Annotated in this window: 19 protein-coding genes; 4 read left to right on the top strand and 15 right to left on the bottom strand. The window is 58.9% G+C overall.

What is annotated here, in order from left to right; translation table 11 throughout:
- The 15 genes from atpA to rpmH all read right to left on the bottom strand — a co-directional run.
- The coding region (gene atpA, locus HP546_RS12325) for a F0F1 ATP synthase subunit alpha (protein ID WP_172225121.1) at nucleotides 1–1,238 on the bottom strand (1,238 nt) is incomplete at its 3' end.
- Between the two features lie 21 nt (nucleotides 1,239–1,259).
- Nucleotides 1,260–1,796: a F0F1 ATP synthase subunit delta gene (locus HP546_RS12320; RefSeq protein WP_003253191.1), complete on the bottom strand. Its 537-nt coding sequence runs from the start codon at nucleotides 1,794–1,796 to the stop codon at nucleotides 1,260–1,262.
- Nucleotides 1,797–1,808: 12 nt separating this feature from the next.
- A complete protein-coding gene (locus tag HP546_RS12315) occupies nucleotides 1,809–2,279 on the bottom strand; it encodes a F0F1 ATP synthase subunit B (protein WP_172225118.1) in 471 nt (156 codons plus the stop codon).
- A 57-nt stretch (nucleotides 2,280–2,336) separates the two neighbouring features.
- The gene (gene atpE, locus HP546_RS12310) at nucleotides 2,337–2,594 is read right to left on the bottom strand and encodes a F0F1 ATP synthase subunit C (RefSeq protein WP_003097235.1); all 258 of its coding nucleotides are present in this window, start codon (nucleotides 2,592–2,594) and stop codon (nucleotides 2,337–2,339) included.
- Nucleotides 2,595–2,738: 144 nt separating this feature from the next.
- The gene (gene atpB, locus HP546_RS12305; RefSeq protein WP_172225115.1) at nucleotides 2,739–3,608 is read right to left on the bottom strand and encodes a F0F1 ATP synthase subunit A; all 870 of its coding nucleotides are present in this window, start codon (nucleotides 3,606–3,608) and stop codon (nucleotides 2,739–2,741) included.
- Between the two features lie 16 nt (nucleotides 3,609–3,624).
- Entirely contained in the window at nucleotides 3,625–4,032 is a 408-nt protein-coding gene (locus HP546_RS12300) for a F0F1 ATP synthase subunit I (protein ID WP_172225112.1), read from the bottom strand.
- Nucleotides 4,033–4,180: 148 nt separating this feature from the next.
- A complete protein-coding gene (locus tag HP546_RS12295; RefSeq protein ID WP_172225109.1) occupies nucleotides 4,181–5,053 on the bottom strand; it encodes a ParB/RepB/Spo0J family partition protein in 873 nt (290 codons plus the stop codon).
- A 9-nt stretch (nucleotides 5,054–5,062) separates the two neighbouring features.
- Nucleotides 5,063–5,854 carry a ParA family protein gene (locus HP546_RS12290; protein ID WP_012274913.1) on the bottom strand — a complete coding sequence of 264 codons (792 nt, stop codon included), beginning with the start codon at nucleotides 5,852–5,854 and terminating at the stop codon, nucleotides 5,063–5,065.
- Between the two features lie 18 nt (nucleotides 5,855–5,872).
- On the bottom strand, nucleotides 5,873–6,523 hold the full coding sequence (gene rsmG, locus HP546_RS12285; RefSeq protein ID WP_172225106.1) for a 16S rRNA (guanine(527)-N(7))-methyltransferase RsmG: 651 nt from the start codon (nucleotides 6,521–6,523) through the stop codon (nucleotides 5,873–5,875).
- Entirely contained in the window at nucleotides 6,520–8,412 is a 1,893-nt protein-coding gene (gene mnmG, locus HP546_RS12280; RefSeq protein WP_172225103.1) for a tRNA uridine-5-carboxymethylaminomethyl(34) synthesis enzyme MnmG, read from the bottom strand. Before mnmG ends, rsmG begins: the two co-directional genes overlap by 4 nt.
- 567 nt (nucleotides 8,413–8,979) lie before the next feature.
- On the bottom strand, nucleotides 8,980–10,350 hold the full coding sequence (gene mnmE, locus HP546_RS12275; protein WP_172225100.1) for a tRNA uridine-5-carboxymethylaminomethyl(34) synthesis GTPase MnmE: 1,371 nt from the start codon (nucleotides 10,348–10,350) through the stop codon (nucleotides 8,980–8,982).
- An 88-nt stretch (nucleotides 10,351–10,438) separates the two neighbouring features.
- A complete protein-coding gene (gene yidC, locus HP546_RS12270; RefSeq protein WP_172225097.1) occupies nucleotides 10,439–12,121 on the bottom strand; it encodes a membrane protein insertase YidC in 1,683 nt (560 codons plus the stop codon).
- Between the two features lie 2 nt (nucleotides 12,122–12,123).
- The gene (gene yidD, locus HP546_RS12265; protein ID WP_172225094.1) at nucleotides 12,124–12,369 is read right to left on the bottom strand and encodes a membrane protein insertion efficiency factor YidD; all 246 of its coding nucleotides are present in this window, start codon (nucleotides 12,367–12,369) and stop codon (nucleotides 12,124–12,126) included.
- Complete coding sequence (rnpA, locus tag HP546_RS12260; RefSeq protein ID WP_172225124.1) at nucleotides 12,362–12,766, bottom strand: ribonuclease P protein component; 405 nt, start codon at nucleotides 12,764–12,766, stop codon at nucleotides 12,362–12,364. The genes yidD and rnpA overlap by 8 nt, the downstream gene beginning before the upstream one ends.
- Nucleotides 12,767–12,779: 13 nt before the next feature.
- On the bottom strand, nucleotides 12,780–12,914 hold the full coding sequence (gene rpmH, locus HP546_RS12255) for a 50S ribosomal protein L34 (protein WP_003253163.1): 135 nt from the start codon (nucleotides 12,912–12,914) through the stop codon (nucleotides 12,780–12,782).
- Between the two features lie 598 nt (nucleotides 12,915–13,512).
- Here rpmH and dnaA point away from each other — a divergent pair.
- From dnaA to HP546_RS12235, 4 genes are all read left to right on the top strand, one after another.
- A complete protein-coding gene (gene dnaA / locus HP546_RS12250) occupies nucleotides 13,513–15,045 on the top strand; it encodes a chromosomal replication initiator protein DnaA (protein ID WP_172225091.1) in 1,533 nt (510 codons plus the stop codon).
- Between the two features lie 40 nt (nucleotides 15,046–15,085).
- Complete coding sequence (gene dnaN / locus HP546_RS12245; protein WP_016712777.1) at nucleotides 15,086–16,189, top strand: DNA polymerase III subunit beta; 1,104 nt, start codon at nucleotides 15,086–15,088, stop codon at nucleotides 16,187–16,189.
- 14 nt (nucleotides 16,190–16,203) lie between these two features.
- Entirely contained in the window at nucleotides 16,204–17,307 is a 1,104-nt protein-coding gene (gene recF / locus HP546_RS12240; protein ID WP_172225088.1) for a DNA replication/repair protein RecF, read from the top strand.
- A gap of 4 nt (nucleotides 17,308–17,311) precedes the next feature.
- On the top strand, nucleotides 17,312–18,084 hold a 773-nt coding region (locus HP546_RS12235), incomplete at its 3' end, for an ATP-binding protein (protein WP_256678463.1).

Raw genomic sequence — 18,084 nt, 5'->3', positions numbered from 1 at the left:
TCGGAAGCGAACTGGGCGAATGCAGCCAGCTCACGGTACTGAGCCAGAGCGGTACGAATACCACCGGACAGCTTCTTGATGATCTTGGTCTGAGCGGCACCACCTACGCGGGATACCGAAACACCGGCGTTCACTGCAGGGCGGATGCCCGAGTTGAACATGGCCGATTCCAGGAAGATCTGACCGTCGGTGATGGAAATCACGTTGGTCGGAACGAATGCGGAAACGTCGCCAGCCTGGGTTTCGATGATCGGCAGAGCGGTCAGGGAACCGGTTTTGCCAGTGACAGCACCGTTGGTGAACTTCTCGACGTACTCTTCCGAAACGCGCGATGCACGCTCCAGCAGACGGGAGTGGAGATAGAACACGTCGCCTGGGTACGCTTCACGTCCTGGTGGACGGCGCAGCAGCAGGGAGATCTGACGGTACGCAACGGCCTGCTTGGACAGGTCATCGTAAACGATCAGCGCGTCTTCACCGCGGTCACGGAAGAACTCGCCCATGGTGCAACCGGCGTATGGCGCCAGGAATTGCAGTGCAGCGGATTCCGAGGCACTGGCAACAACCACGATGGTGTTGGCCAGGGCGCCGTTTTCTTCCAGCTTGCGAACGATGTTGGCAACGGTGGAACGCTTCTGGCCGACAGCAACATAAACGCAGAAAATACCGGAATCTTTCTGGTTGATGATGGCGTCGATGGCCATGGCGGTCTTGCCGATCTGACGGTCGCCAATGATCAGCTCGCGCTGGCCACGGCCGACAGGGATCATGGCGTCGACGGATTTGTAGCCAGTCTGTACAGGCTGGTCTACCGACTTACGCCAGATCACGCCTGGAGCCACTTTCTCGACCGCGTCGGTCTGGGTGTTGCCCAGAGGACCTTTGCCGTCGATCGGGTTACCCAGTGCGTCGACAACGCGGCCCAGCAGTTCCTTACCAACCGGAACTTCCAGGATGCGGCCGGTGCACTTGGCGCTCATGCCTTCGGCGAGGGTGTCATAGGCACCCAGGATCACTGCACCTACGGAGTCTTGCTCCAGGTTCAGGGCCATGCCGTAGACGCCGCCAGGGAACTCGATCATTTCGCCGTACATGACGTCGGCCAGACCGTGGATCCGCACGATACCGTCGGATACCGAAACAACGGTACCTTCGTTACGGGCTTGGGAGCTCACATCGAGGTTGTCGATGCGGCCCTTGATGATTTCACTAATTTCGGAAGGATTGAGTTGCTGCATTGCTCTGCTGCCCCTTCAAACTCAAGATTTCAATGCTTCGGCCAGTTTCGCGATTTTGCCGCGAACAGAGCCATCGATTACCAGGTCACCAGCGCGGATGACGACGCCGCCAATCAGGCTGGCATCCTCCGACGCGTGCAGGCGCACTTCCTGGCCTAGCCGTGCACTGAGAACCTTGGCGAGTTTGTCTTGCTGTTCTTGGTTCAACGCGAAGGCACTGGTGACTTCCACGTCCACGGACTTCTCTTGCTCGGCCTTGTACAGGTCGAACAGAGCGGCAATCTCCGGCAGAAGCAGGAGACGGTCGTTTTCCGCGGCAACATGAATGAAATTCTGTGCCTGTGCATTGAACTTGTCACCGCACACGTCAATGAACGTGGCGGCCTTTTCTGCGCTCGTCAGTCGCGGGGCCTTGAGCAGGCGCTGCATGGTGTCGTCTTGCGACACCGCAGCAGCCAGGCCGAGCATGGCTGACCAATTGGCCAGTTGCTGATGGGCCTGGGCATGCTCAAAGGCAGCCTTAGCGTAAGGTCGGGCCAACGTGGTCAGTTCTGCCATGATCGCCCTCGCTTAAATTTCAGCGGCCAGTTTGTTAACCAGCTCCGCATGCGCGTTTTGATCGATTGTGGCGCCAAGGATCTTTTCAGCACCGCCAACAGCCAGAGCACCCACTTGGGCACGCAGGGCGTCTTTGGCACCGTTCAGTTCCTGTTCGATCTCGGCCAGAGCCTGAGCTTTCACACGGTCAGCTTCGACGCGGGCCTGTTCACGGGCTTCCTCGACAAGCTGAGCAGCGCGTTTCTTGCTTTGCTCAATGATTTCGGCTGCCTGTGCTTTAGCTTCACGCAGTTGCTGGCCCGCTTTCTCTTGGGCCAGCTCCAGGTCGCGAGCTGCGCGGTTGGCAGCGTCCAAACCGTCGGCAATCTTCTTTTGGCGCTCTTGCAGAGCAGTGATGACCGGAGGCCATACATACTTCATGCAGAAGAGTACAAAAATCAGGAAGGCAACGGATTGGCCAATCAGGGTTGCATTAATGTTCACGCCAACACCTCGCTCGGTCTTAATTCATCACAGCCATCAACTCGTGGTTACGAGTGATTAGCCGGCGATCTGACCAACGAACGGATTCGCGAAGGTGAAGAACAGAGCGATACCAACACCGATCATGGTTACGGCGTCGAGCAGACCGGCAACGATGAACATTTTGACCTGCAGCATTGGAACCATTTCTGGCTGGCGAGCAGCGCCTTCCAGGAATTTGCCGCCCAGCAGGCCGAAACCAATGGCGGTACCCAGAGCACCCAGGCCGATCAGCAGAGCAACAGCGATAGCGGTCAGACCAACTACAGTTTCCATCTTTCCTCCCGACTTTTACGTCGTATTGGTTAGGTTTTTAGTTTGAAGCGGTAAAACAAATCGTTAGGTACAGCATGCCCTTGCGGACTTTTTAAGCCCTCCCCCCAAACCGGCGGGGAAGGCTATCAGACACGCCAGGCGGTCTTAATGGTTATCTTCGTGAGCCATCGACAGGTAGACGATGGTAAGCATCATGAAGATGAAAGCTTGCAGGGTGATGATCAGGATGTGGAACACAGCCCACGCCCACTGCAGCACCACGCCCAGGCCGCTGAGCCAGAGCAGGCCGGAGCCGAACATCACCGCGATCAGGATGAACACCAGCTCGCCGGCGTACATGTTGCCGAACAGACGCAGTGCCAGCGAGATCGGCTTGGCGATCAGGGTGACGAATTCCAGCAGGAAGTTGACCGGAATCAGCAGGATCTGCAGGAAGATGTTCTTGCTGCCGAACGGGTGCAGGGTCAGCTCACCGAGGAAACCGCCCAGGCCCTTGACCTTGATGCTGTAGAAAATGATCAGGGCGAACACGCAGAAGGCCATTGCCAGGGTCGCGTTCGGGTCGGTGGTCGACACGGCGCGGAACGGAATGTGCGGGTCACCGGAAATCAGGATGGCCAGCTGAGGAATCCAGTCGACCGGTATCAGGTCGACGGCGTTCATCAGGAATACCCAGACGAAAATCGTCAGTGCCAGGGGTGCAATCACCGGGCTGCGGCCGTGGAAGGAGTCCTTCACGCTGCCATGGACGAAGTCGACCATCACTTCAACGAAGTTCTGCAGGCCGCCGGGTTGGCCGGAAGTCGCCTTCTTGGCCGCCATGCGGAAGATGAACAGGAAGATCAGACCCAGCGCGACGGACCAACCCAGGGTGTCCACGTGGAACGCCCAGAAGCCCATTGCCTTGGCTTCTGCAGCCGAATGGGCAAAGCCCCAGCTGCCGTCTGGTAATTGACCATAGGTCAGGTTCTGCAAGTGGTGCTGGATATAACCCGAAGCGGTTTCTTCTGCCATGGTTGCCTCAAACGCCCTAAGGTCTCGAAAGTCTTTTATTCATCAGCAGGGGCGCGAACCAGCTGACCCAAAGGGTCAACACGAAGACGCCGAATACTGCTAGCGGCGCCAGTGGCTTCACTCCTGCGAAGGTCAGTGCAAAAAGCACTGCCGTCAAAATCATCTTGCCTGCCTCGCCAGCGTAAAACGACTTGACGATAGCTTGTGCCGCCCGTGCCCCGCTGAAGCGAAAAGCCTTCCAGGCGAAATACACATTGGGCAGCCAGGCAATCAAACCTCCGCAAAGGCCTGAATATCCACTGACCACCCCTTTCCACTGCCACAACACCAATGTTGCCAGCAGCAGTACGACAAATTGAGCCAGCAGTACCGGAAAAACCGCCCAGCGATGGAAAGGCAGGCGGTTTGGCGTGCGGATTTCCATCAACCTGCTCCTCGGAAGTCGACCAACAAGTCAGTTATGACTTGGCATAATTTGTGCCGACAAAATGCGCGCAGAGTATAGGGGTGGATTAACCCCTATTCAACTCTTCGGTAGTGATTTCCGACTGCGCGCTACAACAGGAATTGTTTCAGCGGATGTGAGCAAGCACGCCTTGCAACTCGTCAAGCGAGTTGTAACGGATAACCAACTGGCCTTTACCCTTGTTGCCATGACGGATCTGCACGGCCGAGCCCAGGCGCTCTGCGAGCCGCTGTTCAAGGCGTGCGATATCCGGATCAGGTTTGCTTGGTTCGACCGGATCAGGTTTGTCGCTGAGCCACTGGCGCACCAGTGCCTCGGTCTGGCGCACGGTGAGGCCACGTGCGACAACATGACGCGCCCCCTCCTCCTGACGGCTTTCGTCCAGGCCGAGCAATGCACGTGCGTGGCCCATCTCCAGATCACCGTGGGCGAGCATGGTCTTGATCGCTTCCGGCAGGGTGATCAGGCGCAGCAAGTTGGCCACAGTTACCCGTGACTTGCCCACGGCGTCGGCTACCTGCTGCTGGGTGAGCTCGAACTCCTGCTGCAGGCGCTGCAGCGCCATGGCCTCTTCCAGCGGGTTGAGGTCTTCGCGCTGGATATTCTCGATCAGCGCCATGGCGATGGCAGCCTCGTCGGGCACTTCGCGGACCATGGCCGGGATCGTGTCCAGGCCGGCCTGCTGGGTAGCGCGCCAGCGGCGCTCACCGGCGATGATCTCGTAGCGGTTGTCGCCGATGGGGCGCACCACGATCGGCTGCATCACGCCGTGGCTGCGAATCGAGTGCGCCAGCTCTTCCAGCGCCTGCGGGTCCATGTCCCGTCGTGGCTGGTACTTGCCACGCTGGATCAGCTCGACCGGCAGGTGTTGCAGTTCTTTCTGGTCGATCTTCACAGCCTGCTCTTCGAGCGCGCTGACGGAAGGACCACTGAGCAGTGCATCCAACCCACGTCCGAGACCCCGTTTCTTGACGGCCATACGGATTCCTTAAGTTGTTTGTGCAGTGCGGGATTGACGACGTTGACGGCGGACCAGTTCCCCAGCCAAGGCCAGATACGCCAGCGCGCCACGCGACTGCTTGTCGTAGGCCAGGGCCGGCATGCCGAAGCTGGGGGCCTCGGCCAGGCGGATGTTGCGCGGGATCACCGTGTCGTACAGCTGCGGACCGAAGTGCTCCTTGAGCTGCGCCGAGACATCGTTGTTCAGGCTCAGGCGCGGATCGTACATCGTCCGCAACAAGCCCTCGATCTTCAGCTCCGGGTTCAACCGGGCGGCGATGCGCTTGATGTTATCCACAAGGTCGCTGAGCCCTTCCAGCGCGTAGTACTCGCACTGCATCGGGATGATCACGCCATCGGAAGCGACCAGGGCGTTGAGGGTGAGCATCGACAGCGACGGCGGGCAGTCGATGAGGATGTAGTCGTAGTTCTCGCGGATTGGCGCCAGCGCATTGCGCAGACGGCTTTCCTTGACCTGCATTTCCAGCAACACCACTTCGGCGGCGGTCAGGTCACGGTTGGCCGGCAGCAACTGGAAACCACCGTGTTCGGAGTAATGCATGGCCTGAGCCAGGTCGCATTCCCCGATCAGCAGGTCGTAGACCGAGTGCTCGAGCTCGTGCTTGTCCACACCGCTGCCCATGGTGGCGTTGCCTTGCGGATCGAGGTCGATCAGCAGCACACGACGTTTGGTCGCGGCCAGCGAAGCAGCGAGATTGATACAGGTGGTGGTCTTGCCCACACCACCTTTCTGGTTCGCGATTGCGAATACCTTAGCCATTGATGCGCGTGTTCCCAGTCATGCCTTGCGGCGCAGTATCAGCAGATGGCGCTGGCCCTGGCAACCCGGAACGGTCAGGGCCTGTTCGCTTTCCACTGTGAAGTCTGCGGGCAATGCTACCAGTTCATCGGCAGGATGCAGCCCCTTCATTGCAAGCCATTGCGTCCCGGTGTCGCCCAGATGGCGTGTCCAGTTGGTGAAGTTCTCCATGCTGCTGAAGGCACGGGAAATGATTCCGTCGAACGGTTGCGTCGGTTTGAACGCTTCGACCCGGCTGTGGATAACCGTCAGGTTGTCCAGCTTGAGCTCCATTTTCACCTGGGTCAGGAAGCGGGTTTTCTTGCCGTTGGAGTCCAGCACTGTCACGCGCTTGTGCGGGTGCAGGATAGCCAACGGAATACCGGGCATGCCACCGCCGCTTCCGACATCCAGCCAGTTGTCGCGCTCGCTGTGGATAAACGGCATGACACTGAGGCTGTCGAGCAGATGGCGCGAGACCATCTCGTCCGGGTCGCGCACGGCGGTCAGGTTGTAGGCCTGGTTCCATTTGATCAACAGGGCCAGGTAGCCAAGCAGCTGCTGGTGATTCGCTTCGCTCAGGTCGATACCGAGTTGGTTCGCACCTGTGGACAACTCTTCGGCGTGTTGCGGGGTGACCAGGGAACTCAAGCGCTTTGCTCCAATTCGCGGCCAGCGCCGCGTTTTTTCAAGTGAATCAGCAACAGGGAAATCGCCGCCGGCGTGACGCCCGGGATACGCGATGCCTGGCCCAGCGTCTCTGGGCGGGTCTGGCCGAGCTTGCCCTGGATTTCCTTGGACAGGCCGGAAATCGTCGTGTAGTCGATATCCACAGGCAAGCGGGTGTCTTCACTGGCGCGTAGACGGGCGATCTCGTCCTGCTGACGGTCGATGTAGCCGGCGTACTTGGTCTTGATCTCGACCTGTTCGGCAACCTGTGGATCAATCGGTTCCCCGCCGGTCGCTTGCATCAACCCGGCGTAGTCGATTTCCGGACGGGCCAGCAGGTTGAGCAGGCTGTACTCGTGGCTCAGCGGCGTGCCGAACTTATCCACAATGGCCTGGCCTTGCTCGGTGTTGGGCCGCACCCAGGTAGTTTTCAAGCGCTGTTCCTCACGCTCGATGCCGTCGCGCTTGGCGCAGAAGGCAGCCCAGCGCTGGTCGTCGATCAGGCCCAGTTCACGGCCCTTTTCGGTCAGGCGCAGGTCGGCGTTGTCTTCGCGCAGGATCAGCCGGTACTCGGCTCGCGAGGTGAACATGCGGTACGGCTCCTGGGTACCCAGTGTGATCAGGTCGTCGACCAGCACCCCGATGTACGCCTCGTCGCGGCGTGGGCACCAGCTTTCGCGGCCCTGGGCACGCAACGCAGCGTTGGTCCCGGCCAGCAGGCCTTGGGCCCCGGCCTCTTCGTAACCGGTAGTGCCGTTGATCTGGCCGGCGAAGAACAGGCCGCCGATGACCTTGGTCTCGAGGCTGTACTTGAGGTCACGCGGGTCGAAATAGTCGTACTCGATCGCATAGCCCGGGCGCACGATGTGGGCGTTTTCCATGCCGCGGATCGAACGCACCAGCTCCAGCTGCACGTCGAACGGCAGCGAAGTGGAGATACCGTTCGGGTACAGCTCATGGGTGGTCAGGCCTTCCGGCTCGATGAACACCTGGTGGCTTTCCTTGTCGGCGAAGCGGTGGATCTTGTCTTCGATCGACGGGCAATAGCGTGGCCCGACCCCTTCGATCACACCGGAGTACATCGGCGAACGGTCGAGGTTCGAGGCGATGATCTCGTGGGTGCGGGCGTTGGTGTGGGTAATCCAGCAACTCACCTGCCGCGGGTGCATTTCGGCATTGCCCATGAACGACATCACCGGGATCGGCGTATCGCCGGGCTGCTCGGTCATTACCGAGAAGTCCACCGAACGGCCATCGATGCGTGGCGGGGTACCGGTTTTCAGGCGGCCGACGCGCAGCGGCAGTTCACGCATGCGGTGGGCAAGGGCGATCGAAGGTGGATCGCCGGCGCGGCCGCCTGAGTGGTTTTGCAGACCAATGTGGATAAGGCCGCCGAGGAAAGTACCGGTGGTGAGGACCACCGAGTCGGCGAAGAAACGCAGGCCCATCTGGGTGACCACGCCCTTGACCTGGTCCTGCTCGACGATCAGGTCGTCGCAGGACTGCTGGAATATCCACAGGTTCGGCTGGTTTTCCAGGATCTCGCGCACCACTGCCTTGTAGATGGCGCGGTCGGCCTGTGCTCGGGTGGCGCGTACCGCCGGGCCCTTGCGGTTGTTCAGAACGCGGAACTGGATGCCGCTCTTGTCGGTGGCCAACGCCATGGCACCACCGAGGGCATCGATCTCTTTGACCAGATGGCTTTTGCCAATACCGCCGATGGCGGGGTTGCAGCTCATGTGACCGAGGGTTTCCACGTTATGGGTCAGCAGCAGGGTTTTAACACCCATGCGTGCAGACGCAAGCGCAGCCTCGGTACCGGCATGGCCGCCGCCGATGACGATCACTTCAAAACGGGAAGGGAAATCCACCACGCACCTCGTGCCTGTTTTTGCGAATAGAGAAGGTAAGCCGACAAGTATAGGGACTTCAGCCCCTTTAAAGAAACCGTCTGAGCAAATTTTGACCAGGCTGTGGATGAGTGGCGCACAACAGAAATCAACAGAACAGATTTATAAAAGCTTTGTTTTTATGTTTATTCTTATACACATGCATATCTGTGGATAAAGTCCTGTATCCCTTTATTCTCGCCATGTAGAGAGAAATTAAACCCTGTGATTGGAGTACCCTGAGGGCTCTGGATAAGCGGATTTAGCCTGTGGATTAAATGGCTATTTATGCACAGGCCGTTTTACCCTCAGAAAAAAAGCCCGCTTATCAACGGGGCTGAGGTAAGGTTTTCCACAGGGCTCCCGCGCTAAAATTCCGGCTTGTGAAAAAAAAAGGTGCCCGTATAGCGTCCTGTCCAAGGTGATAATCACGCTCGAAGACAGCTCGATTGACCCGGCGCCGATCGGCCAGGACGGAAAGTGGATAAATTTCAGGCAAAAAAAAAGCCGCTCCTCCGGGAGCGGCTGATGGTTTTGCGGGGTTGTGGATTACTTACCGATACAAAAACTGGAGAAAATCCGCCCCAGCAGGTCGTCGGAGCTGAATGCCCCGGTAATTTCACCCAAGGCATGTTGTGCCTGGCGCAGGTCCTCGGCCAGCAGCTCGCCAGCGCCCGCCAGGGTCAGTTGTGCACGGCCATGCTCCAGGTGCCCACTGGCCTGGCGCAAGGCGTCCAGATGGCGCCTGCGGGCGCTGAATCCACTCTCTGCAGTCTGTTCGTAGCCCATGCAGGCCTTGAGGTGATCACGCAGTAGCTGCAGCCCTGCGTCGTCCCCTTTGGCGCTGAGGGTAATCGTCACGTGGCCGTCATCGCAGAGTTCCAGCGCTACCTGCTCGCCACTGAGGTCAGCCTTGTTGCGGATCAGCGTGACCTTGGCCGGGTCTGGCCGCAGGTCGAGAAACTCGGGCCACAGGGCAAACGGGTCGCTGGCCTCCGGTGCGGTCGAGTCGACCACCAACAGCACGCGGTCTGCCTCGCCAATGGCCTTCAAGGCGCGTTCCACGCCGATCTTTTCCACATGGTCATCGGTATCGCGCAAACCGGCAGTATCGACCACATGCAGCGGCATGCCGTCGATGTGGATATGTTCGCGCAGGATGTCCCGGGTGGTGCCGGCGATATCGGTCACAATGGCCGCTTCGCGCCCGGCCAACTGGTTCAAGAGACTGGACTTGCCCGCATTCGGCCGGCCGGCGATAACCACGGTCATGCCATCGCGCAACAAGGCGCCCTGCCCGGCCTCGCGCTGGACGGTGGACAACTCGCCGCGCACCGCATCGAGCATCGACAGCACATGGCCATCGGCAAGGAAGTCGATCTCTTCCTCGGGAAAGTCGATCGCAGCCTCGACGTAGATGCGCAGGGCAATCAACGCCTCGGTCAGGCTGTGCACACGTTTCGAGAATTCCCCCTGCAGCGAGCGCAGCGCATTGCGCGCCGCCTGGCTGGAGCTGGCCTCGATCAGGTCGGCAATGGCTTCGGCCTGGGCGAGGTCGAGCTTGTCATTGAGGAACGCGCGTTCGCTGAATTCGCCTGGGCGCGCCAGCCGGCAGCCAACTTGTACACAGCGCTGCAGCAGCATATCCATTACTACCGGGCCGCCGTGGCCCTGCAGTTCCAGCACATCTTCGCCGGTGAACGAGTTAGGCCCGGGGAAGAACAGCGCAATGCCCTCGTCCAGCACAAGCCCTTGCTCGTCGCGGAACGGGCCGTAATGGGCATGGCGCGGGGTAAGCGTACGGCCGGTGATCAACTGGCCCGCGCTGGCAGCCAGAGGGCCGGACAACCTGACTATACCCACCCCGCCGCGGCCCTGAGCGGTTGCGATGGCAGCGATGGTTTCACGCACAGTGTTCATGCTCGAAAGCCTCTACGACAAAAACGACAGATAGCAAAAACGCCCCACTAGGGGGCGTTTTTTATTCACAGGCTAGCGCACTAGCCCGTCAGGCAGCAGCTTTTTTGGTAGCTGCTTCGATACGGCGAGTGATGTACCACTGCTGCGAAATCGACAGGCAGTTGTTCACAACCCAGTACAGCACCAGACCAGCCGGGAACCACAGGAAGAAGAAGGTGAAGATGATAGGCATCATTTTCATCACCTTGGCTTGCATCGGATCCGGCGGCGTCGGGTTCAGGCGCTGCTGGATGAACATGGTGGCGCCCATGATGATCGGCAGGATGAAGAACGGATCCTTGATCGACAGGTCGGTGATCCACAGCATCCATGGGGCCTGGCGCATCTCGACGCTTTCCAGCAGTACCCAGTACAGGGCCAGGAACACCGGCATCTGCACCAGGATCGGCAGGCAGCCGCCCAGCGGGTTGATCTTCTCTTTCTTGTACAGCTCCATCATCGCCTGGGACATCTTCTGGCGATCGTCACCGAAGCGTTCTTTCAGCGCGGCAAGCTTCGGTGCCACGGCACGCATGCGCGCCATCGAACGGTAGCTGGCAGCCGACAGCGGGAAGAACAGGCCTTTGATCAGCATGGTCAGCACGATGATCGACCAGCCCCAGTTACCCAGCAGGCTGTGGATATGTTGCAGCAACCAGAAGATCGGCTGGGCAATAAACCACAGGAAGCCGTAGTCGACGGTCAGTTCCAGGCCTGGGGACAACTCTTTGAGCTTGGACTGGATCTTCGGACCGGCATACAGCATGGCGCTGGTCTCGACCTTGCCACCTGCAGGCACGCTGAGGGCGGGGCCGGTGTAGCCGATGATGTAGTTACCCTGGCTGTCCTTGCGGGTCTGGACAACGTTGTTGTCCGACTTTTCCGGAATCCAGGCGGTCACGAAGTAGTGTTGCAGCCATGCTACCCAGCCGCCGGACACATTTTCTTTCAAACTACCTTTGTCGATGTCCTTCATCGAGACCTTTTTGTAAGGCTCGGAAGCTGTCCACAGGGCTGCGCCCAGGTAGGTTGCGGTACCGGTGGCAGTGCTCGAGGACGGGTCGCCGCTGGCGTCACGCTTGAGCTGGGCAAACATGTTGCCGCTCCAGGCCTGGTTGCTCTGGTTGTCGATCAGGTAGCTGACATTCAGGTCGTATTCACCGCGCTTGAAGCTGAAGCGCTTGATGTAGTTTACGCCGTTGTCACTGAACTTCAGGTCGACCACCAGTTGTTCCTGGCCGTCGGCCAGCTGGTAGCTCTTCTGTTCGGCCGCATACAGCGGGCGGCCGCTGGCGCGGGCATCCGGGCCGTTGGCGCCGGTCAGGCCGCTTTGTGCCAGGTAGACACGCTCACCACCGTTGTCGAACAACTGGAATGGAATGTTCGGGTGGTCTTGACGACGTGGGTATTTCGGCAGGTTCAACTGGACGATGTCACCACCGACTGGATCGATAGCCAGTTCCAGAACGTCGGTCTTGACTCGGATCAGGTCCTTGCTGAGTGCTACCGGTGCCAGTTCGGCAGGGCTCGATTCGGCGTTGGCGCTCGGTACATCGGCGCTGGCACCGTTGTTACCGGCCGGCACGCCATCGGGCAAGCCCGGAGCAACAGTGCTGGCAGCAGTATTCTGAGTCGGCAGGGCAGCCTGGCCGTAGTCATCGTTCCACTTCAGGACCATGACGTAGGACACGACTGCCAGCGCGGCGATCAGGATCGTGCGTTTAATATCCATGATTACTCGGCTATCGAAGAAGTTCGGGAGGAAGGAGCGGGTGGAACGGGGTCGAAACCGCCGTGATTCCACGGATGACAACGCCCCAGGCGACGAACGGCCAGCCACCCACCACGCCAGAGGCCATGGTTTTCGATGGCTTCGTAAGCGTAACAGGAGCAACTGGGGAAGAAACGACAGTGACTGGCCATCAGAGGACTAATGGCATAACGGTAAAACTGGATCGGAACGAGTGCCAGTTTACGCATCTTGGCTGTCTACCCCTGCGGAATTGGCGGTGACTGCTGGTGTTGGCCGGCTGCGCGCCAGGCGTTTCCAGAGCTTGCCAAAATGTTGGTGCAATTCCGGGTTTTCTACCTCACCCAATCCCTTGCGCGCGACGATCACAATGTCCAAACCGGCAAGCAGGTGCTGGTTCAGGCGAAAGGAATCGCGCATCAAGCGCTTGAGGCGATTGCGTTGAACGGCGAGCTTGACGCTCTTCTTGCCGATTACCAGGCCGAGGCGTGGATGATCGAGGCCGTTCTCGCGAGCAAGGATCAGCAGGTTTTTCCCTGGAACCTTGCCGGTTGGGGAGTCGAAGACCGCTTTGAAATGTCGGGGTGTAAGCAGTCGCTTTTCCCGACTGAAGTCCTGACTCACCACCTGTGCCGAAAAATCAAATGGCCAGACGCTTACGGCCTTTGGCACGACGACGCGACAGAACAGCACGGCCGTTCTTGGTAGCCATACGGGCACGGAAGCCGTGGGTGCGAGCGCGCTTGATGGTGCTTGGTTGGAAAGTACGTTTCATGGCGTGTTACCTGGGTTTGTCGACGACGGGCCGGGATGGCCCCCTTTTTAAGAGACCGGCGATTCTAGAGAAAGCAAGCCCGTAGGTCAATTTCCAACCAGCCTTTCCCTATAGGGCGTGTGATGGACGGTGCTTTTTTTCGGTCATTGCCCAGGGTGCTTGATCGGACACGCGAATCAGGGACAACATGAGAAAAAAAGAAGAGAGATATAAAAAGCTTTTCTGAATAACTTATAAATCTTAGGTGGATAACCTTCTGTGGATAACCTCTTTCAGGTCACGGTTTACGTGGTGTACAGAGTTTTACAACTGTGTGGCCATCCGGTGCTGCGCCTGTTCCGTTCATGGGCGCAACCTGTGGATTAAAACTGGCTTTATCCACAGCGGTTTTATCCACAGAGCTCAGCTCAGGGTTGTGCATAGCCCTCATGGGTGGTTATCCACAGAGCTTATGCACAATGCCGATAAGCCGTTTTCGTCGATAAATGGCTGTTTTGTCATGACTGCTAACGTGTCCACATGTGGATAACTGACGGCTCGACCGGTACAATGGCGGTTTGTTTTTGCCTCATCCGGCTTTCAAACTCAGGGGATATCCGTGTCAGTGGAACTTTGGCAGCAGTGCGTGGAGCTTCTGCGCGATGAACTGCCTGCCCAGCAATTCAACACCTGGATCCGTCCGCTACAGGTCGAAGCCGAAGGCGACGAGTTGCGCGTCTATGCGCCTAACCGTTTCGTTCTCGATTGGGTCAATGAAAAGTACCTGGGTCGCTTGCTCGAGCTGTTGGGTGAAAACGGCAGCGGGATTGCGCCTGCCCTGTCCTTGTTGATCGGTAGCCGTCGCAGTTCTGCACCCCGGGCCGCACCCAATGCGCCGGTCAGTGCTGCGGTGGCTGCCTCGCTGGCGCAAACCCAGACGCAGAAGGCTGCGCCTGCAGTTGCCGCAGTCGAGCCTGTCATTGCAACGTCTGCCGAGCCCGTGTTGGTCGATGAGCAGGCGTTGCCGTCTTCGCGTAACAGCTTCGATGCCATGGCCGAGCCCGTTTCTGCGCCAGCCGCCAATACCCGCACCGAACAGCGCACTGTCCAGGTTGAAGGTGCCCTCAAGCACACCAGCTACCTGAACCGTACCTTTACCTTCGACACGTTCGTCGAAGGTAAATCGAACCAGTTGGCCCGCGCGGCCGCCTGGCAGGTCGCCGATAACCCCAAGCATGGCTACAACCCGCTGTTCCTTTATGGTGGTGTGGGTCTGGGTAAAACCCACCTCATGCATGCTGTGGGTAACCACCTGCTGAAGAAAAACCCGAACGCCAAGGTTGTGTACCTGCATTCGGAGCGCTTCGTTGCGGATATGGTCAAGGCGCTGCAACTCAACGCCATCAACGAATTCAAGCGCTTCTATCGGTCGGTGGATGCGCTGCTGATCGACGACATCCAGTTCTTTGCCCGCAAAGAGCGCTCGCAGGAAGAGTTTTTCCACACCTTCAACGCCTTGCTTGAGGGTGGCCAGCAGGTAATCCTCACGTCTGACCGTTATCCGAAAGAGATCGAAGGCCTCGAAGAGCGCCTGAAGTCGCGCTTTGGTTGGGGTCTGACGGTGGCGGTCGAGCCGCCGGAGCTGGAAACCCGGGTTGCCATCCTGATGAAGAAGGCCGATCAGGCCAAGGTCGAGTTGCCACACGATGCAGCCTTCTTCATCGCCCAGCGCATCCGCTCCAACGTCCGTGAGCTGGAAGGTGCACTGAAGCGGGTGATTGCCCACTCGCACTTCATGGGCCGCGACATCACCATCGAGCTGATCCGTGAGTCGCTGAAGGATCTGTTGGCGCTGCAGGACAAGCTGGTGAGTGTGGATAACATCCAGCGGACGGTGGCCGAGTACTACAAGATCAAGATCTCCGATCTGTTGTCCAAGCGGCGTTCGCGATCTGTCGCGCGCCCACGCCAGGTGGCAATGGCCCTGTCCAAGGAGCTGACCAACCACAGTCTGCCGGAAATCGGCGACATGTTCGGTGGTCGCGACCATACGACCGTGCTGCACGCGTGCCGCAAAATCAACGAACTGAAGGAATCCGACGCGGACATCCGCGAGGACTACAAGAACCTGCTGCGGACGCTGACGACCTGATGGCCGTCTGCGCAGCTAATTGAAGGCAAGGGACTAGACCATGCATTTCACCATTCAACGCGAAGCCCTGTTGAAACCCCTGCAACTGGTCGCCGGTGTCGTCGAGCGCCGTCAGACCTTGCCGGTCCTGTCCAACGTATTGCTGGTCGTACAGGGCCAGCAACTGTCGTTGACCGGTACCGACCTGGAAGTCGAGCTGGTAGGCCGCGTGCAACTGGAAGAGCCGGCCGAGCCTGGCGAAATCACTGTGCCGGCGCGCAAGCTGATGGACATCTGCAAAAGCCTGCCGAACGACGCCCTGATCGATATCAAGGTCGACGAGCAGAAACTGCTGGTCAAGGCCGGCCGCAGCCGTTTCACCCTGTCGACCCTGCCCGCCAATGATTTCCCGACCGTGGAAGAAGGCCCTGGCTCGCTGACCTGCAACCTGGAGCAAAGCAAGCTGCGCCGTCTGATCGAGCGCACCAGCTTCGCCATGGCTCAGCAGGATGTGCGCTACTACCTTAACGGCATGCTGCTGGAGGTTTCCCGCAACACCTTGCGTGCGGTCTCTACCGACGGTCACCGCCTGGCGCTGTGCTCCATGACCGCGCCTATCGAGCAAGATGATCGCCATCAGGTGATCGTGCCGCGCAAAGGTATCCTGGAGCTGGCACGCCTGCTGACCGACCCGGAAGGCATGGTCAGCATTGTGCTTGGCCAGCACCACATCCGCGCTACTACCGGCGAGTTCACCTTCACCTCCAAGCTGGTGGACGGCAAGTTCCCGGACTACGAGCGCGTGCTGCCCAAGGGCGGTGACAAGCTGGTGGTGGGCGATCGTCAGGCGCTGCGTGAAGCCTTTAGCCGTACGGCGATCCTGTCCAACGAAAAGTACCGCGGCATCCGTCTGCAGCTGGCTGCTGGCCAACTGAAAATTCAGGCGAACAACCCCGAGCAGGAAGAAGCCGAAGAAGAAATCAGCGTTGACTACGAAGGTAGCTCGCTGGAAATCGGCTTTAACGTCAGCTACCTGCTGGACGTTTTGGGCGTGATGACTACCGAGCAAGTTCGTCTGATCCTGTCTGATTCCAACAGCAGCGCTCTGCTGCAGGAAGCTGGCAACGACGATTCTTCCTACGTTGTCATGCCGATGCGTCTGTAACCGTAGCTGGCGAAATGTCCCTTCGACGTATCATGGTCACCGCGGTGCGCAACCTGCACCCGGTGACACTCTTACCCTCCCCCCGTATCAACATCCTTTACGGCGCCAACGGCAGCGGCAAGACCAGCGTGCTTGAGGCCGTACACTTGCTCGGGCTGGCGCGCTCATTCCGCAGCACTCGCCTGAACCCTGTCATTCAGTATGAGCAGCCGGCCTGTACCGTGTTTGGCGAAGTACAGCTGGCCGAGGGTGGCACCAGCAACCTGGGCGTGTCCAGGGAGCGGCAAGGGGAGTTCACTATTCGCATCGATGGGCAAAATGCGCGCAGCGCGGCGCAACTTGCAGAATTGCTCCCGCTTCAGCTCATCAACCCAGACAGTTTCCGGCTGTTGGAAGGTGCCCCGAAAATCCGCCGGCAGTTTCTGGATTGGGGGGTGTTCCACGTGGAACCTCGTTTCCTGCCAGCATGGCAACGCCTGCAGAAGGCGCTGCGGCAGCGGAACTCATGGTTGCGTCATGGTACACTTGACCCAGCTTCGCAAGCCGCCTGGGACCGGGAATTGTGCCTGGCCAGCGCGGAAATAGATGAATACCGCCGCAACTACATCAAGGCCTTGAAGCCTGTCTTCGAGCAAACCCTGAGTGAACTGGTCGAGCTGGACGGGTTGACCCTTAGCTACTACCGAGGCTGGGACAAGGACCGCGAACTGCAAGAAGTACTCGCCTCCTCTCTCCTGCGCGATCAGCAGATGGGCCATACCCAGGCCGGTCCGCAGCGTGCTGATCTGCGTCTTCGTCTGGCTGCCAACAACGCAGCCGACATCCTGTCGCGTGGTCAGCAAAAACTGGTGGTGTGCGCTTTGCGTATTGCCCAAGGGCACCTGGTTAGTCAGGCTCGCCGCGGTCACTGTATTTATCTGGTGGATGACTTGCCGTCCGAGCTGGACGACCAGCACCGCCGCGCGCTATGCCGCTTGCTAGAAGAATTACGCTGCCAGGTGTTCATCACCTGTGTAGATCAAGAATTACTGAGGGAAGGCTGGCAGACGGAAACGCCAGTTGCTTTGTTCCACGTGGAACAAGGCCGTATCACCCAGACCCACGACCATCGGGAGTGAAGGCATGAGCGAAAATCAAACGTACGATTCCTCCAGCATCAAGGTGCTGAAAGGTTTGGATGCCGTGCGCAAGCGTCCCGGCATGTACATTGGCGACACCGATGATGGTAGCGGCCTGCACCACATGGTCTTCGAGGTGGTCGACAACTCGATCGACGAAGCCCTCGCCGGTCACTGCGATGACATCACCGTCATCATCCACACGGACGAATCCATCAGTGTGCGCGACAACGGTCGCGGCATTCCGGTCGACGTGCATAAAGAAGAAGGCGTTTCTGCAGCCGAGGTCATCATGACCGTGCTGCACGCCGGCGGTAAGTTCGACGACAACTCGTACAAGGTCTCCGGCGGTCTGCACGGTGTAGGTGTTTCCGTTGTGAATGCCTTGTCCGAGAAGCTGGTACTCACCGTTCGCCGTAGCGGCAAGATCTGGGAGCAGACCTACGTTCACGGTGTTCCACAGGCACCCATGGCAGTTGTGGGTGAAAGCGAAACCACCGGTACCCACATCCACTTCAAGCCTTCTGCTGAAACCTTCAAGAATATTCACTTCAGCTGGGACATCCTGGCCAAGCGTATTCGTGAGCTCTCGTTCCTCAACTCGGGTGTCGGCATCCTTTTGAAGGATGAACGCAGCGGCAAGGAAGAGTTCTTCAAGTACGAAGGCGGGCTGCGTGCATTCGTCGAGTACCTGAACACCAACAAGACGCCAGTCAACTCCCAGGTGTTCCACTTCAACATCCAGCGTGAGGATGGCGTAGGTGTTGAAGTCGCCCT

This window comes from Pseudomonas sp. CM25 (genome assembly GCF_013179705.1).
Taxonomy (GTDB): domain Bacteria; phylum Pseudomonadota; class Gammaproteobacteria; order Pseudomonadales; family Pseudomonadaceae; genus Aquipseudomonas.
Note: the sequence above shows the minus strand (reverse complement) of the source record. Positions and strands in the feature narration are given on the sequence as shown.

Coding starts and splice junctions, on each gene's coding strand:
- HP546_RS12320 (WP_003253191.1), bottom strand. CDS start 1,796: ATGGCAGAACTGACCACGTTGGCCCGACCTTACGCTAAGGCTGCCTTT.
- atpE (WP_003097235.1), bottom strand. CDS start 2,594: ATGGAAACTGTAGTTGGTCTGACCGCTATCGCTGTTGCTCTGCTGATC.
- atpB (WP_172225115.1), bottom strand. CDS start 3,608: ATGGCAGAAGAAACCGCTTCGGGTTATATCCAGCACCACTTGCAGAAC.
- HP546_RS12300 (WP_172225112.1), bottom strand. CDS start 4,032: ATGGAAATCCGCACGCCAAACCGCCTGCCTTTCCATCGCTGGGCGGTT.
- HP546_RS12295 (WP_172225109.1), bottom strand. CDS start 5,053: ATGGCCGTCAAGAAACGGGGTCTCGGACGTGGGTTGGATGCACTGCTC.
- HP546_RS12290 (WP_012274913.1), bottom strand. CDS start 5,854: ATGGCTAAGGTATTCGCAATCGCGAACCAGAAAGGTGGTGTGGGCAAG.
- mnmE (WP_172225100.1), bottom strand. CDS start 10,350: ATGAACACTGTGCGTGAAACCATCGCTGCCATCGCAACCGCTCAGGGC.
- yidC (WP_172225097.1), bottom strand. CDS start 12,121: ATGGATATTAAACGCACGATCCTGATCGCCGCGCTGGCAGTCGTGTCC.
- yidD (WP_172225094.1), bottom strand. CDS start 12,369: ATGCGTAAACTGGCACTCGTTCCGATCCAGTTTTACCGTTATGCCATT.
- rpmH (WP_003253163.1), bottom strand. CDS start 12,914: ATGAAACGTACTTTCCAACCAAGCACCATCAAGCGCGCTCGCACCCAC.
- dnaN (WP_016712777.1), top strand. CDS start 15,086: ATGCATTTCACCATTCAACGCGAAGCCCTGTTGAAACCCCTGCAACTG.
- recF (WP_172225088.1), top strand. CDS start 16,204: ATGTCCCTTCGACGTATCATGGTCACCGCGGTGCGCAACCTGCACCCG.